This is a genomic window from Streptomyces sp. TLI_185 (assembly GCF_003814765.1).
Classification (GTDB): domain Bacteria; phylum Actinomycetota; class Actinomycetes; order Streptomycetales; family Streptomycetaceae; genus Streptomyces.
This window is the reverse complement of record NZ_RKRB01000001.1, coordinates 6,921,991-6,937,125: the sequence shown is the minus strand read 5'-3', so window position 1 is coordinate 6,937,125 and position 15,135 is coordinate 6,921,991. Positions and strand designations below refer to the sequence as shown.

General features: G+C 70.3%; 11 protein-coding genes and 1 pseudogene. 10 read left to right on the top strand and 2 right to left on the bottom strand.

What is annotated here, in order from left to right; genetic code table 11:
• The first annotated feature begins 181 nt into the window (after positions 1–181).
• Genes EDD92_RS32170 through EDD92_RS32160 form a run of 3 tightly spaced genes read left to right on the top strand, consistent with a single transcriptional unit; the run spans position 182 to position 2,735 of the window.
• On the top strand, positions 182–1,831 hold the full coding sequence (locus EDD92_RS32170) for a sensor histidine kinase (protein ID WP_123967561.1): 1,650 nt from the start codon (positions 182–184) through the stop codon (positions 1,829–1,831).
• Entirely contained in the window at positions 1,828–2,052 is a 225-nt protein-coding gene (locus tag EDD92_RS32165; protein ID WP_123967560.1) for a hypothetical protein, read from the top strand. Before EDD92_RS32170 ends, EDD92_RS32165 begins: the two co-directional genes overlap by 4 nt.
• Complete coding sequence (locus EDD92_RS32160) at positions 2,049–2,735, top strand: response regulator (protein WP_123967559.1); 687 nt, start codon at positions 2,049–2,051, stop codon at positions 2,733–2,735. The genes EDD92_RS32165 and EDD92_RS32160 overlap by 4 nt, the downstream gene beginning before the upstream one ends.
• A gap of 7 nt (positions 2,736–2,742) precedes the next feature.
• On the opposite strand, the gene EDD92_RS32155 is transcribed toward EDD92_RS32160, so the two are convergent.
• The gene (locus tag EDD92_RS32155; RefSeq protein ID WP_123967558.1) at positions 2,743–3,294 is read right to left on the bottom strand and encodes a hypothetical protein; all 552 of its coding nucleotides are present in this window, start codon (positions 3,292–3,294) and stop codon (positions 2,743–2,745) included.
• Positions 3,295–3,359: 65 nt separating this feature from the next.
• Here EDD92_RS32155 and EDD92_RS32150 point away from each other — a divergent pair, with 65 nt between their 5' ends.
• The 5 genes from EDD92_RS32150 to EDD92_RS32130 all read left to right on the top strand — a co-directional run bounded on the left by EDD92_RS32150 (position 3,360) and on the right by EDD92_RS32130 (position 9,539).
• Entirely contained in the window at positions 3,360–4,235 is an 876-nt protein-coding gene (locus EDD92_RS32150; RefSeq protein WP_123967557.1) for a 5'-methylthioadenosine/S-adenosylhomocysteine nucleosidase, read from the top strand.
• A 40-nt stretch (positions 4,236–4,275) separates the two neighbouring features.
• Complete coding sequence (locus tag EDD92_RS32145) at positions 4,276–6,264, top strand: tetratricopeptide repeat protein (protein ID WP_260326878.1); 1,989 nt, start codon at positions 4,276–4,278, stop codon at positions 6,262–6,264.
• A gap of 70 nt (positions 6,265–6,334) precedes the next feature.
• Positions 6,335–7,711, top strand: coding sequence for an extracellular solute-binding protein (locus EDD92_RS32140; protein ID WP_123967555.1), 1,377 nt, complete (start codon positions 6,335–6,337; stop codon positions 7,709–7,711).
• A gap of 16 nt (positions 7,712–7,727) precedes the next feature.
• Positions 7,728–8,687 carry a carbohydrate ABC transporter permease gene (locus tag EDD92_RS32135; RefSeq protein WP_123967554.1) on the top strand — a complete coding sequence of 320 codons (960 nt, stop codon included), beginning with the start codon at positions 7,728–7,730 and terminating at the stop codon, positions 8,685–8,687.
• 3 nt (positions 8,688–8,690) lie between these two features.
• Positions 8,691–9,539 carry a carbohydrate ABC transporter permease gene (locus tag EDD92_RS32130; protein ID WP_123967553.1) on the top strand — a complete coding sequence of 283 codons (849 nt, stop codon included), beginning with the start codon at positions 8,691–8,693 and terminating at the stop codon, positions 9,537–9,539.
• A 28-nt stretch (positions 9,540–9,567) separates the two neighbouring features.
• Here EDD92_RS32130 and EDD92_RS32125 read toward each other — a convergent pair whose 3' ends face one another.
• Complete coding sequence (locus EDD92_RS32125; RefSeq protein ID WP_311736789.1) at positions 9,568–11,718, bottom strand: tetratricopeptide repeat protein; 2,151 nt, start codon at positions 11,716–11,718, stop codon at positions 9,568–9,570.
• Here EDD92_RS32125 and EDD92_RS32120 point away from each other — a divergent pair.
• A pseudogene (locus EDD92_RS32120) lies at positions 11,690–12,445 on the top strand (hypothetical protein); the annotation flags it as partial. The gene EDD92_RS32125 and the pseudogene EDD92_RS32120 sit on opposite strands and share 29 nt — an antisense overlap.
• Before the next feature lie 213 nt (positions 12,446–12,658).
• Positions 12,659–14,599: a tetratricopeptide repeat protein gene (locus EDD92_RS32115; RefSeq protein WP_260327351.1), complete on the top strand. Its 1,941-nt coding sequence runs from the start codon at positions 12,659–12,661 to the stop codon at positions 14,597–14,599.
• Positions 14,600–15,135: the final 536 nt, after the last annotated feature.

Genomic DNA, 15,135 nt, shown 5'->3' with positions numbered 1-15,135 from the left:
GCGTGCGGCTCACGTCCGGGGGATGGGGATGGGGGTGCGGATCTCTGTGGGGAGGCGGTGGCTGGAACCGTACGGCCCGCTTCCACTGCTTCCTCGATGCGGTGACTATCCCGTGCCCTGTGAGGGCGGTCACCCTTCCGTTCATTTAGTTCACACTTAACGTGAGAGGCACACTGACGACATGCGCATCCCCGTACCGCGCCCCCGCAGCCTGGCCGCCCAGCTCTTCGCCATGCAGGCCGTGCTGATAGCGGTCGTCGTCGCCGGTTACGCGCTGTTCACGTACGTCAGCGACCAGCGCCAGGCCGAGGACGCCGCGCGCCGCCAGGCCACGGCTGTGGCCCGTTCGGTCGCGGACTCGCCCTCGGTGCGGGAGGCGATCGGCACGGCGGATCCGACGGCCCGGCTGGAGCCGTACACGCTGCAGGTCCAGAAGCACACCGGGGTCGACTTCATCACGATCATGAGCCCGGAGGGGATCCGCTGGACCCACCCGGTCCGGTCGCAGATCGGCAAGCGCTTCCTCGGCCACATCGGTCCCGCCCGGCACGGCCAGACCTTCACCGAGAGGTACACCGGCACGCTCGGCCAGTCCTGGCGTGCCGTGACGCCAGTGTGGAACGGCAACCGGGTCATCGGCCTGGTGAGCGCCGGCATCAGGGTGGAGGCGATCAGCCAGCGGGTGCAGGACCAGGTGACGGCCCTGATCGGCGTCGCGGCCGGAGCGCTCGGGCTCGGTGCCATCGGTACGTACGTAGTCAACGCCCGCCTGCGCCGGCACACCCACGGCATGAACGCGGCCGAGCTCAGCCGGATGCACGACTACCACCAGGCCGCGCTGCACGCGGTGCGGGAGGGGCTGCTGATGCTGGACGGGCAGTACCGGGTGGCGCTGATCAACGACGGGGGTCAGGAACTGCTGGGGGTGCCGTCCGAGGAGGGCGTGGTGGGGAAGTCGGTCGCGGAACTCGGCCTGCCCGCGCCGCTGACGGGGGCGCTGCTCGCATCGGAGCCCCGGGTGGACGAGGTGCATCTCACCGCGGACCGCGTCCTGGTCGTCAACACCTCCCCGGTGTCGGGCGGCGAGCGCCGAGGCACCGTGGTGACCCTCCGCGACGTGACCGAACTCCAGTCCTTGATGGGCGAGTTGGACTCCGAGCGGGGCTTCACCCAGGCGCTGCGCTCGCAGGCGCACGAGGCGGCCAACCGCCTGCACACCGTGGTCTCCCTGATCGAGCTCGGCCGGGCGGAGGAGGCCGTGGACTTCGCGACGGCCGAACTGGAACTGGCCCAGGCGCTCACCGACCAGGTGGTGGCGGCGGTGAGCGAACCGGTGCTGGCGGCACTGCTGCTGGGCAAGACGGCGCAGGCCAACGAACGGGGCGTGGAGCTGGTGGTCTCGGAGGACAGCCGCCTCGACGACGGGCTGCTGCCGCCGAGCCTCCCGGCCCGCGACCTGGTGACGATCCTCGGCAACCTGATCGACAACGCGGTGGACGCGGCGCAGGGCAGCATCGGCGCCCGGGTGACGGTGACGGCGTACGCGGAGGGCGCGGAGCTGGTGATGCGGGTCGCGGACACCGGCACGGGGGTGGATCCCGCCCATGCCGAGCTGGTATTCCAACGGGGGTTCTCGACGAAGCCGGCCGGTCCGGGCGGGCGGGGCCTCGGGCTGGCGCTGGTACGGCAGGCGGTCACCCGGCAGGAGGGCACGTTGACGGTGGCGGAAGGTCAGGAGGGCGGTGCGGTGTTCGAGGTACGGCTGCCGCTGGGAGCGTCCGCCTCTCCGGCCGACGTGACCGGGCGCGCCGCGATGAGAGGTGACGCATGACGAACCAGCAGCCCATCCGCGTCCTGGTCGTGGACGCCCCCGTGGCTCCGGACCCGCACACCGGCCGGGCGCCGGACAGCGCCGGCCTCCGGGACCAGCGCACACGGCCTGCCGCGGAGAGGCAGGAACGCGGCGCCGCGTTCGGAGCACGGCTGCCTCGGGACGCAGCGGCCCGGCCCACCGGAGCGACCGGGCACGCCGCCACGAGAGGTGACGCATGACGACCCAGCAGCCCATCCGCGTCCTGGTCGTCGAGGACGACCCGGTGGCCGCCGACGCTCACGTCATGTATGTCGGCCGGGTCCCGGGCTTCGTGGCCGTCGGCAAGGCGCACACGGGCGCGGAGGCCCGCCGCCTGCTGGAGCGCACGCCGGTGGACCTGCTGCTGCTGGATCTGCATCTGCCGGATGTGCACGGGTTGCAGCTCGCGCGGTCGCTGCGGGCGGCCGGGCATCACGCGGACGTGATCGCGGTGACGTCGGCGCGGGATCTGACCGTGGTGCGGGAGGGCGTGTCGTTGGGCGTGGTCCAGTACGTGCTGAAGCCGTTCACCTTCGCGACGCTGCGGGACCGGCTGGTGCGGTACGCCGAGTTCCATGCGGCGGTGGGCGAGGCGAGCGGCCAGGACGAGGTCGACCGGGCGCTGGCTTCCCTGCGGGCGCCTTCGCCTGCGGCGCTGCCCAAGGGGCTGAGCGCGCCGACGCTGGAGCGCGTGACTGTGGCACTGCGGGACTGCGGGGAGGGGCTGACTGCGGCGGGGCTGGCGGAGGCGGTCGGGATCTCGCGGATCACCGCTCGGCGGTATCTGGAGCATCTGGTGGACGCGGGGCGGGCGGCGCGGGCTCCGCAGTACGGGACTGTGGGGCGGCCGGAGTTGCAGTACCGGTGGGTCAGCGGTCCTTGACCGCTCTCTAGCGGAACGGCCTTGCATATACGACGACTTGGACGCCGAGGCCGATGACGGTGAGCGCCTCGGCGACGGACAGGACCAGGAGACCGGCGGTCGTCTGCCCCGCCGCCCAGTAGACGGTGAGACCGGCGAAGGGGACGACGCAGAAGGCCAGCAGGTCGATCGCGCACTGAATGGCCTTGCGTGAACGGCGGCGGGTGTCGGTCCGGTGCGCGGTCTCCCAGGCGAAGGCGCTCTCGGCCTGGGCGAGCCGGGAGAGGCGGGGGCCGAGGTCGTCGCGGATGAAGCTGCCGATCGCGGAGATCTTCTCGTCGTTCACGAGGTACGTCCATCCGAGGACGACGGTGACGGGCGGGAGCGCGAGCAGCATCGAGGACTGCTCGGCCTGGGCGGCCGCAGCGATGACGGCGGCGACCACGGTGAGGGTGACGTAGAGGAGGTTGTCGCGGAAGCCGATGCGCGTTTTCTGCTCGTCCTTGATGGTCTGGTATTCGGCGAGGAGCAGCTGGGCGGCGGTGACGCCTTGTTCCGGATGCTCCGGTCGTTCCGGCATGTCGTCTCCCCCGGGTTGGCGCCAACGCGACGTCTGTGCAGGTCACTTGGAAGTACCTTAAAGGCGTGACGCAACCCACTGTGGCGGTGCTGACCGCGTTGTCGTTGGAGTACTCGGCCGTGCGGGGGCACCTGACGGACGTACACAGGATCACGCACGAGCGGGGGACGGTGGCCGTGGTAGGGCACCTGCCCGACACGCCGTGGGACGTCGCTCTGCTGGAACTCGGCGAGGGCAATCTGACGGTCGCGACGCTGACGGAACGGGTGGTGTCGTGGCTCGACCCGCAGGCGGTGCTGTTCGTCGGGGTTGCCGGGAGCTTGAAGAGCGACATCGGGTTGGGCGACGTGGTGGTCGCGACCAAGGTGTACGGCATCCATGGGGGCAAGGAGACGCCCGACGGGTTCCTGGTGCGCCCGGAGGCGTGGCGGGCCTCGCACCGCCTGGAGCAGGCGGCGCGGGAGGCGCTGCGGGACGATCCACGGACGCATCTGAAGCCGGTCGCGGCGGGGGACGTGGTGCTTGCGTCGGCGGAGTCGGCGTTGGCGGCGCATCTGAAGACCCACTACAACGACGCGGCGGCCATCGAGATGGAGGGGTCCGGCGTTGCCACCGCCGTGCATCTGGCGGGCGGGGATGCGCTGGTGATCAGGGGGATCAGCGATCGGGCCGACGCAGAGAAGTCCGAGCGTGATGCGGAGAACTGGCAGCCTCGCGCGGCGGAGAAGGCCGCGGCGGTGGCGGTGGCCGTGTTGCGGGAGCTGCAGCCGTTTCGGGGGCGGGGGCGGGCCGGGGACTCCGGGCGAGAGGGGCGTCCGGACTCTGAGGAGGGGCCCCATCTGGGGTCCACGTATGGAGGGGATCACCTCGACTTCAGGGGGAGCACCTTCAACGGGCCGTTCGTGGCCAAGCAGGTGGAACGGGGGGATGGGGGGCGGTAGTGGGTCGGGGCGGCGGGGGGCCGTCCATGGACCGGTGCCGGTGGCCACGGCCGCGTTGCCGGGGGTGCCTGCTGGGTTCACCGGACGCGAGGACGACCTTGCCCGACTGCTCCCGGTGCTGAAGCCCACCGCGGGCTCCGGCCTGCCCGTGGTCATCTGCGCGGTGTCGGGGCTGGGCGGAGTGGGGAAGACGTCACTGGCGTTGTACGCGGGGCACCAGGCGGTCCGGGACGGGTGGTTTCCGGGCGGCACGTTGTTCGTGGACCTGCGGGGGTACGACGAGGATCCGGTCACCGCCGACCAGGCACTGGTGGCGTTGCTGGACGGCTTCGGCATACGCGGGACCGACCTGCCGCAGACCTCGACGGCCCAGTACGCCCTGTACCGCACCCTGCTCGCCGCACACACCGAGCCGATGCTCCTGGTCCTGGACAACGCCTCGGATCCGGATCAGCTCACACCCTTGATCCCCGGTGCTGACCGGCACCGGGTGCTCATCACCTCCCGCGACCGCCTGACCGATCTGCCGGCGCGGCAGATCGACCTCGACGCTCTGAAGCCGGAAGATGCGGCCGCTCTCATCGCCAAGTCCCTGCTGCTCAGCGACGAACGGGACGACCGGGCGGCTCGCGAACCCGGGGCGGTCGCGGAGCTGGCGGCGGCCTGCGGCTTTCATCCGCTCGCCCTCCGGGTTGCGGCCGGTGCGCTGCGGAAGCGGCGCTATCGCACCATCGCCTCGTTCGTGGACGAGCTACGGGGCAGCGACGACCGGAGCGGGGCTCTGGGCCTGCGGCCGATCTTCGAGAAGGCGTACGAGCAGCTTTCGTCGGAGCAGCGGCGGTTGCTGCGGCTGCTGTGCCTTGCGCCGGTGGCGGAGGTCAGCACGGAGGTGGCTGTCGCGCTGGCCGATCTCCCGACGGTCCGGGCTGTCGAGCTGCTCGAGGAGCTGAGCGCCTGCCACCTTGTTACGCCGGTGCCGACGGGTGGGAAAGTGCGGTGGCGGTTGCATGACTTGGTGCGGGCGTTCGGGGTGGGGGTGGTGGAGGGGGATGCAGGGTTTCGGGAGGAGGGGGATGCGGCGCAGGAGCGGGTGTTGGGGTTCTATCTGCGGTGGGCGAGTGCGGCGGATGACTGGTTGCGGTGGCTGCCGGGGAGGCCGGAGCCGGAGCGGTTCGCGGACCGGGCGGGGGCGCTGGCGTGGCTGGATGGAGAGCGGGGCGGGCTGGTGGCAGCGGTGCTGTGGGCGCGGGAGGAGCGGTACACGGATGCGGCCGTGCGGCTGTCCCAGCGCCTGGGGGAGTATCTGAACTGGCGGCGCTATTTCGACGACTGGATCACCCTCTGTCGTGTCGCGCGGGAGGCCGCCCACCGCGCCGGGGACCGGGTTGGCGAGGCCAGCGCGTGGAACAACCTGGGCCTCGCCCTGCGGCAGGCTGGCCGGGCGGGGGAGGCGATCGACGCCCACACCCGCGCTCGCGACCTGTGCCAGGCCGCCGGGGACCGCCACCGCGAGGCCGGCGCGTGGAACAACCTCGGCATCGCCCTGCAGGAGGCCGGCCAGGCGGAGCAGGCCATCGACGCCCACACCCGCGCCCTCGACCTGTACCAGGCCATGGGCGACCGCCACCGCGAGGCCAAGGCATGGACCAACCTCGGCCCCGCCCTGCAGGAGGCCGGCCAGGCGGAGCAGGCCATCGACGCCCACACCCGCGCCCTCGACCTGTACCAGGCCATGGGCGACCGCCACCGCGAGGCCATCGCGTGGAACAACCTCGGCATCGCCCTGCAGGAGGCGGACCGGGTGGAGGAGGCGATTGAGGCGTACGGGAAGGCCCTGGAGGTGTACCGGGAATTCGGGGACGGGTATCGGGCAGGCCACGCCCTCTCCAATCTGGCTCTCGCCCACGAGGCCGCCGCGCGCCCTGCCGAGGCCCGCGCCCACTACCTCCAGGCCGCCGACGCCTACACCCGAGCCAACGCGCCCACCGAAGCCGCCAACTCCCAATCCCGCGCAGACGCATTGACCTGACTAGACCACTCCTCCTACCTTCACCGGGCAACCATCTCGGCCGACAACGACGTTAGGCCCGCAGGAGGTCATGCCCGTGCGCCCCACCGCCGCTCTCCCCACCCTCCTCCTCACCACCGTCCTCGCCGCAACCACCCTCACGGCCTGCGGCAGCGGCTCCGGCAGCAGTCCGGACACCGTGAAGGTCTCCTTCAAGCAGTCCACGGACAACTCCATCAAGGTGATGGACACATACCTCGCGGACATCAAGAAGCAGTTCGAGAAGAAATACCCCGGCAAGAAGGTCGAGCTCATCCCCATCAAGGCGCCGGACTCGGAGTACTACACCAAGGTCCAGCAGATGCTCCGCTCCCCCAAGACGGCCCCCGACCTGGTCTACGAGGACACGTTCCTCATCAACTCCGACATCACCAGCGGCTACTTGAAGCCCCTCGACCCCTACCTCGCCAAGTGGCCGGACTGGAACCAGTTCATCGGCACGGCGAAGAACGCGGCCGAGGGCGAGGACGGGAAGACGTACGGCGTCCCGGACGGCACCGACACCCGCGGGCTCTGGTTCGACAAGGGAATCTTCAAGAAGGCCGGCCTGCCCGCGAACTGGCAGCCGAAGACCTGGGACGACGTCCTGACCGCCGCCCGCACCATCAAACGGAAGGTCCCCGACGTCACCCCCCTCAACGTCTACACCGGCAAACCCGCCGGTGAGGCGGCGACGATGCAGACGTTCGAGATGCTCCTCTACGGCATTGGCGACGGCACGTCCGACCCGCTGTACGACAAGGCGTCGAGGAAATGGATCGCGTCGAGCCAGGGGTTCAAGGACGCGCTGTCGTTCGTGCACACGGTGTTCCAGGAGAAGCTCGGGCCCGACGTCTCCACCGCCCTCGACCCCAACATCCAGACCATCGTGGCCGGCGAGCTCCTGCCCAAGGGCAAACTGGGCATCGCCCTCGACGGATCCTGGTTGCCCCAGGCCTGGCTGAAGGGCAGCGGGCACGAATGGCCGCAATGGTCGAGCGAGTTGGGCCTGGCGTACATGCCGACCCAGCACGGCCAGGCCCCCGGCAAGGTGAGCATGTCTGGCGGCTGGACCTGGGCGATCCCCTCCAAGGCGGGCAACCCCGACCTGGCCTTCGACTTCATCAAGACGATGCAGACCAAGGCGAACGCCGAAAAGTGGTACATCGCCAACTCCGGTATCTCGGTGCGGAAGGACGTGGCCGCCGACTCGGCGTATGCCAAGGCCCAGCCCGGCATCAAGTTCTTCACGGATCTCGTCGCGAGCACGCACTACCGGCCCGCCTACCCCGCGTACCCGAAGGTCTCCACGGCCATCCAGGAGGCGATGGAGGGCGTGACGACGGGCGACATGTCGGCGGACAAGGCAGCGAGTTCGTACGACGACGCGCTCAAGTCGGCCACGAACAACCAGGTCGTCCAGAAGTGACCGGCGGCGACCACCGATGACTGCCGTACCGCAGCACGCGGGCCCGGACATGGCCAGCACCCCTCCGGGCCCAGCGCCTCACACCCCCGCCCGTCACCCCCGCTCCCGCCCCCACCCCCTCCTCCGCACCCTGACCCGCGCCCTCCCCCTCTCCCCCGCCCTGGTCCTCCTGCTCCTCTTCCTCGTCGGCCCGATCGCCTACTGCGCCTACCTCGCCTTCACCGACCTCCAGCTCACCGGCCAGGCCCACTCCTCCTTCGTCGGCTTCGCGAACTTCCGTACGGCCTTCAAGGACGAGGAGTTCCTCAACGCCGTATGGCTGACGGTCGTCTTCACGGTGCTGTCGTCGCTCATCGGCCAGAACACCCTGGGCCTGGCGCTGGCGGCGCTGATGCAGCGCGCGTCGAAGCCGGTGCGCACACTGACGGGCGGGATCGTGATCACGGCGTGGGTACTGCCGGAGGTGGTGGCGGGCTTCCTCCTCTACGCCTTCTTCCGGCGCGAGGGCACCCTGAACGCCATCCTCGACTGGCTCCATCTCCCGTCCCAGAACTGGCTGTTCACGCTCCCGATCCTGGCGGTGTCGTTCGCGAACGTCTGGCGGGGAACGGCCTTCTCGATGCTGGTCTACTCTGCCGCCCTGAACGAGATCCCCCAGGAGATCACGGAAGCGGCGGAGGTGGACGGCGCGGGCGGCTGGCGCCGCATGTGGCACATCACGTTGCCGATGATCCGCCGCTCCATCGGCACGAACCTGATGCTGAACACCCTCCAGACCCTGTCCGTCTTCGGCCTGGTCTGGGTGATGACGAGAGGCGGCCCGGGAAACAAGAGCCAGACCCTCCCCCTGTACATGTACGAACAGGGCTTCCAGAACAGCATGATCGGCTACGCCACGGCGGTCGCCCTGCTGCTCCTGGTCGTCGGCTCCCTGTTCTCGGTCGTGTATCTGCGCCTGCTGCGGACGGAGGTCTGACGCATGCCACGCCGACGTACGACCCTTGCAACCCGCCGTGTCTCCCACCGCCTGGCCGCCGACGCGGGCCTCCTCGTCGCGGCCGCCGCCTTCGCGCTCCCCCTGGCCTGGGTCATCCTGTCCTCCCTGGACCCGCAGGCCGGCCTCAAGGTGAAGGCCCCGGACAGCCTGACCCTGGACAACTTCGACGCCGTACTGAAGCCGGACATCACCCTCACACCCCTGCTGAACAGCCTGATCCTGTGCGGGGGCGGGACGCTGCTGACGGTGTTGTGCGCGGCGCTGGCGGCTTATCCGTTGTCCCGGTTCCGGTCGCGGTTGAACCGTCCCTTCCTGCTGACGATCCTCTTCGCGACGAGTCTGCCGATCACCGCAATCATGGTGCCGGTGTACGCCTTGTTCGTGCAGGTGAATCTGATCGACACCATGCAGGGCACGATCTTCTTCTTCGCCGCGTCCCAACTCCCCTTCGCCATCTGGCTGATGAAGAACTTCATGGACGGGGTGCCGAAGGAACTGGAAGAGGCCGCGTGGACGGACGGGGCGGGATCCCTGCAGTCGCTGGTGCGGATCGTGCTGCCGCTGATGGGGCCGGGGGTGGCGGTGGTGACCGTCTTCTCGTTCGTGATGATGTGGGGGAACTTCTTTGTTCCGTTCATGCTGCTGCTTACGCCGGATCAGATGCCGGCGAGCGTGAGCATCAATGAGTTCTTCGGGAATCGGGGGATGGTGGTTTATGGGCAGCTGGCGGCGTTTTCGGTTATTTATTCGACGCCGGTGATTTTGCTTTATGTGCTGGTGGCGCGACGGTTGGGTGGGGGGTTTGCGTTGGGTGGGGCGGTCAAGGGGTGAGGCCCCGCCAGGGCGGGCGCAGGCGACGTCAGGGCAGTCGGTCGGCCCAGCCGCGCGCTTGGTCAGCCTTGGCGGCATCACCGGAGCGGATGTACGCGTCGGCTGCCTTGAGGTAGTTGATGCGGGCCTCGGCCGGCTGGTCGGCCTCCTCGTGCGTGGCTCCCAGGTTCCCAAGGGTCACGGCCGCCCCGTACCAGTCCTCGAATTCCTCGCATATTTCCAGGTCCTTGCCGTACGCCTCGATCGCCTCCGCCACCCGGCCCGCCAACCGCAGCGCGTTGCCGAGGTTGTTCCACACCCCTCCCTCGGCGTGGCGGTTCCCGGCCGCCTGGTGCAGGACGAGAGCACGCGTGTGGGCGTCGACCGCCTCGTCCGCCCGGCCCGCGTCCTGCAATGCGGCACCGAGATTGGTCCAGGCACCGGCCTCACCCTGAGAATCGCCCGCGGCCTGAGTCAGGTCGCGGGCGCGGATGTAGGCATCGAGCGCCTCCTCCACCCGGCCAGCTTCCCTCAGCGCACTACCCATGCTGTTCCACGCCGCGGCTTCCCTGCGCACGTCTCCGGTGGCCCGGAACAGGTCGCGTGCCTGGGCATGGGCGTCGACCGCCTCCTCCGCGCGGCCCGCCTCGCGCAGCGCGATGCCTAGATTGTGCGACGCGATGGCCTCTGCAAGTCCGTCCCCCCGCTGATGGGCGGCATCCCGCGCCGCGCGGCCCACAGAGATCCAGTCATCAAGGTACCGCCGCCACCTCAGATACGTCGACAAGCGCGAGGCCAGCCTCGACACGGCTTCCGCGTTCCGCTCCCCTGGAGCCCACTGAACGGCCGCCACCAGTCCCTGCCGCTCCCCGTCGAGCCAGGCAAGCGCCTGCCCCCGGTCCTCGAACAGCTCGGGCACCGGCATTCCGGGCAGCCACCGCAACCGGTCATCAGCCGCGTCCGCCCGTCGTAAGTAGTACCCCAACACCCGATCCCGGGCCGCCGCCCCCTCCTCCCGCAACCCCGCATCCTGCGCGACGACACCCGCTCCATATACCCGCACCAGGTCATGCAACCGCCATCGCCCCCGCCCGCTCCCCTGTTCGACGAGATGGGCGCGGGACAGCGCGTTCAGGACTCTGGTCGGTGCGTTGTCCGCCCCTGTCAGGACAGCGACGACATCGGTGGTCGCCTCGGGCCCCGGGGCAAGGGCGAGCAGGCGGAGCAAGCGAGCCTGCTCGGGCGGGAGACGGCGGTACGACAGGTCGAAGGCGGCGCGGACGCTCCGCTCGCCGTCGTCCAGGTGGGCGAGACGGTCGCTGAGCTCGGTGAGTTCCGCGACGAGTTCGGCTACCGGTTTGTCCCGGTCGAGTACCAGGCGTGCCGCCGCGATCTGGAGGGCCAGTGGCAGGTGTCCACAGCAGGAGGCCAGTTCCGAGACCGCCTCGCGCGCGTCCGCGACACGACGGTCGGCCGGGTCGGCGATCCGCAGGGCCCGGTCGAGGAGGTCGAACGCTTCCTTCCCCGGCAGCTCGCCCAACGACAATAGTCGAGCGCCCAGTTGAGGCAGCCTGTTCCGTGAGGTGGCGATGAGCCGGTGCCACTTGCCACCGGGAAGTAGCGGACGGACCTGCTCCGCCGAGGACGCGTTGTCGGACAGGACCAGCACAGCACCCCGCTCGCGCCCCCGCTTCGCGAGCGCCGAGCGGTACAGCGCCGCGCGCGCGTCCGCCCCTGGCGGAATGTACTCCGGGTCGATGCCTAGGGCTCGCAGCAGTGCTTCCAGTGCCTGTTCCGCCGTGATGAGATCGTCGTCGTAGCCGTGGAGGTTGACGAAGAGCACCCCGCCCGGGAACCAGCCCCTCTCGCAGGCCGCGTGCGCCGCCTCCACCGCCAGGGCGGTCTTTCCGATGCCCCCGAGCCCGGAGACGGCAGCGACCAACACGGCTTCCGGCGTTTCGCGCCCATCCGGGTCGAGCGCCCCGAGCAGTTGCCCCAGTTCACTTTCCCGCCCGGTGAACCCGGCCACCCTCGGAGGCAGGGAATCGAGCGCGGTGGGCGCCGGCCCGTGCTCGTGATACTCCGCCTTTGCGTAGAAAGGCCCGTTGAACTCCCCGCCCCGGAAGTCCTGGTGATCCCCGCCGTACTGGTCGCCCATCGCGCCGTCCCCCGTGCCGCCCCGAACCTTGGGTACCACCACGGTACGCCCGCTCCGCCCGCCCAACACCCGCTCTGGCCAGGCGACTTGGCAGTACCGTGAAGACGTGCCCGCCACTTCGCCCACGGTCGCCGTCCTGACCGCACAGCCGCTCGAATACACGGCGATCCGCGCCCGTCTGACGGACATCGAGAAGCAGGTTCACCCGACGGGCACACGTGCCGAGACGGGCCAACTCCCCGGCACTTCTTGGCGCTTGGCCCTGCTGGAGCTGGGCGAGGGCACGCGCGGAGCCGCCACGCTCACCGAACGCGTGATGTCGTGGTTCAGGCCGGAGGCAGTGCTCTTCGTCGGTACGGCGGTGGGACTGCCGGAGGACATCCACGTCGGCGACGTCGTGATCGCGACCAAGGTGTACGCCGTCCACGGCGGCAAGGAGACCCCGGACGGCTTCCTCGACCGCCCGGAGACCTGGCACGCCCCGCACCGCCTCGACCAGGCGGCCCGCCACGCCCTCCGGGGGCACAGGTACATCCACTCCCACTTCAAGCCGATCGCCGCAGGCGACGTGGTCCTCGCCGACCCGACCTCCCCTCTCGCCCAGCGCATCCACCATCGCTTCAACGACGCCGTGGCCATCGAGACGGAGGGTTCCGGCGTCACTCACGCGGCTCATCTGGCGGGCACGACAGGGGCGTTGATCATCCGGGGGATCAGCGGCGGGGCGGGCGCGGAGGCCGACCACCGGACGGCAGCGGCAAACGCGGCGGAGGCGGCCGTAGCCGTACTGACGGAGTTGGAGCCGAAGCCGACCCCACACGACCGGGGCCAGGCCCCGGCATCGAAGCCGGACACGACGCACGGCCCGGTGCCGATCGCCACGACCGTCCTCCCGCCCCGCCCCCTCGGCTTCACCGGCCGATCGGCAGAGCTTGGCCGCCTGCTCCCCCACCTCGCCCCGGCTCCACCCGATGCACCGGGCCTGCCCGTCCTGATCTTCGCCGTCACCGGAATGGGCGGCATCGGCAAGACGGCACTGGCGATCGAGGCCGCGCACCAAGCCCGTAGCGAGGGCTGGTTCCCGGGTGGAACGCTCTTCGTCGACCTCCGCGGTTACGACGACAACCCCGTCACCGCCGACCAGGCCGTCCTGGCTCTGCTCGACGCGCTCGGGGTACGCGGCCCGGATCTGCCGCAGACGACAGCCCGCCAGTACGACAGATACCGCGAGCTCCTCACCGAGCGACGCGAGCGCACGCTACTCGTCCTGGACAACGCCTCGGACCCGTCCCAGTTCCTCCCCCTCCTGCCCGGCACGGACCACCACCGGGTGCTGATCACCTCCCGGGACCGTCCGCACGCCCTGCCGGTGCGCCTCATCGACCTCGAAACACTCACTCCGGAAGAGTCGGTTGCACTCCTCACCCGCGCCTTACACGACAGCGACGAGAGAGACGACCGACCGAAGCGGGAGCCTGACGCAGCACGCGAACTGACCGACCTGTGCGGGCACTTGCCCCTCGCGCTCCAGATTGCCGCCAGCATGCTGCGCAAGCGCTGGCCACGTGACATCGCCTCGCTGGTGGCCGAGATCAAGGAGGCCGAGGACCCCACCGCCGTACTCGACAACGGCAGTCCGGGCAGTGATCTGTACGGCCGCTCACTTGTCCTCCGGCCTGTACTGGAGACCTCGTACCGCCGACTGCCGCCCGACCAGGCCCGGTTGCTGCGACTGCTGGCCCTGGCCCCGGGCCCGGACACGGGCACGGAGGCGGTGGCTGCGCTGGCTGATGTCGCCGTGGAGGCTGCCCTCGCCTTGCTGGAGGATCTGGCGGCGACTCATCTGGTCGCGCCGGTCCAGGGTGTCGATGGCGCGGCTTCCGGAATGCGGTGGCGGTTGCATGACTTGGTGCGGGTGTTCGGGGTGGGGCTGGTGGAGGGAGATGCGGGGCTGCGGGAGGAGGGGGATGCGGCGCGGGAGCGAGTGCTGGCGTTCTATCTGCGGTGGGCGAAGGCGGCCGATGGCCGGTTGCGGTGGCTGCCGGGAAGGCCGGAGCCGGAGCGGTTCACGGACCGGGCGGGTGCGCTGGCGTGGTTGGACGTGGAGCGGGCCGGGCTGGTGGCGACCGTGCAATGGGCAAGCGAGACCCGGCATGCGCAGACGGCGGTGGAGGTGGCCGCGTGCCTGGCGGAGTACCTGCGCTGGCGGCGGTACTTCGACGACGGGGTCACGGTGGCGGTTGCCGCACGGGAGGCCGCCCACCGCGCCGAAGACCGCGACGGCGAGGCCGATGCGTGGACCGACCTCGGCCTAGCCCTCGGGGAAGCCGGGCGGGTGCTTGAGGCGATCGACGCCCACGGCCACGCTCGTGTCCTGTACCGGGCCGTCCGGGACCGCGTCGGCGAGGGCATGGCGTGGGACAACCGCGGCACCGCCCTGCGGGAGGCTGGCCGGGCGCAGGACGCCATCCACGCCCACACGTACGCACGCAACCTGTTCCGGACCGCCGGAAGCCGTCACGGCGAGGGCATGGCGTGGAACAACCTCGGCAATGCCCTGCGGGAGGTCGGCCGGACAGAGGAGGCCATCTACGCCCACGCCCACGCGCTGGGTCTGTACCAGGCCGCAGGGGACCGCCACCGCGAGGGCACGGCGTGGCACAACCTGGGCAACGCGGTGGGGGAAGCAGGCCGGGTGGAGGAAGCATGCGAAGCGTACGGAAAGGCCCTTGAGATCTGCCGCGAGTTCGAGGACTGGTACGGGGCGGGCCACGCCCTCTACAACCTGGCCCGCATCCACGCGACCACCCGCCATCTCGTCGAGGCCCGTGCTCTCTACCTTCAGGCCTGCGACGCCTACACCCAAGCCAACGCCCCCACCGAAGCCGCCGAAGCCCACACCCAAGCCGACTCCCTGAACTAAGCCCCCACACCACCCACGCTTTACCCCATCCCTGCACAACCTCCCACCCCCACCCCCACCCCCACCCTCGGCAAGACCGCCCACATCCGAGTCCCACCCCCAGGTTCCCGAGCCTCCCCAAACCCCCACTCCCCCTCGCACCCCCGCACCACGCACCCCAACACCCGCAAAGCCGCCCGCCGCCGAGCATCGCAAGCCGCAGCGAGCCGCGGATGCGCATGCCGGGGATGCCCGTCCCACACGATCACCCGTAGCGCGCCCTCCCGATACCGGAGCGACACGTACATCTCGGCATCACCCGCGAACCGGCATGCGCAGGCGGCCAGTTCACCCACCACCTGCACTGCCCTTCCGTCATGTCGTCCAGCCCGTGCGTGTGCAGGACGGCCCGTGTGGCGGTCCGCGCGACACGCGAACTCGCCGGTCCGGCGGGCAGGGTGAGGCTGTAGGCGAGCGAATCGGGACACGGCGCCAGTGTCCGGTCGACGTCGGTGGAGATGGGGCACGCAGAGACAGCGTGAGTTGCGAACACGAGT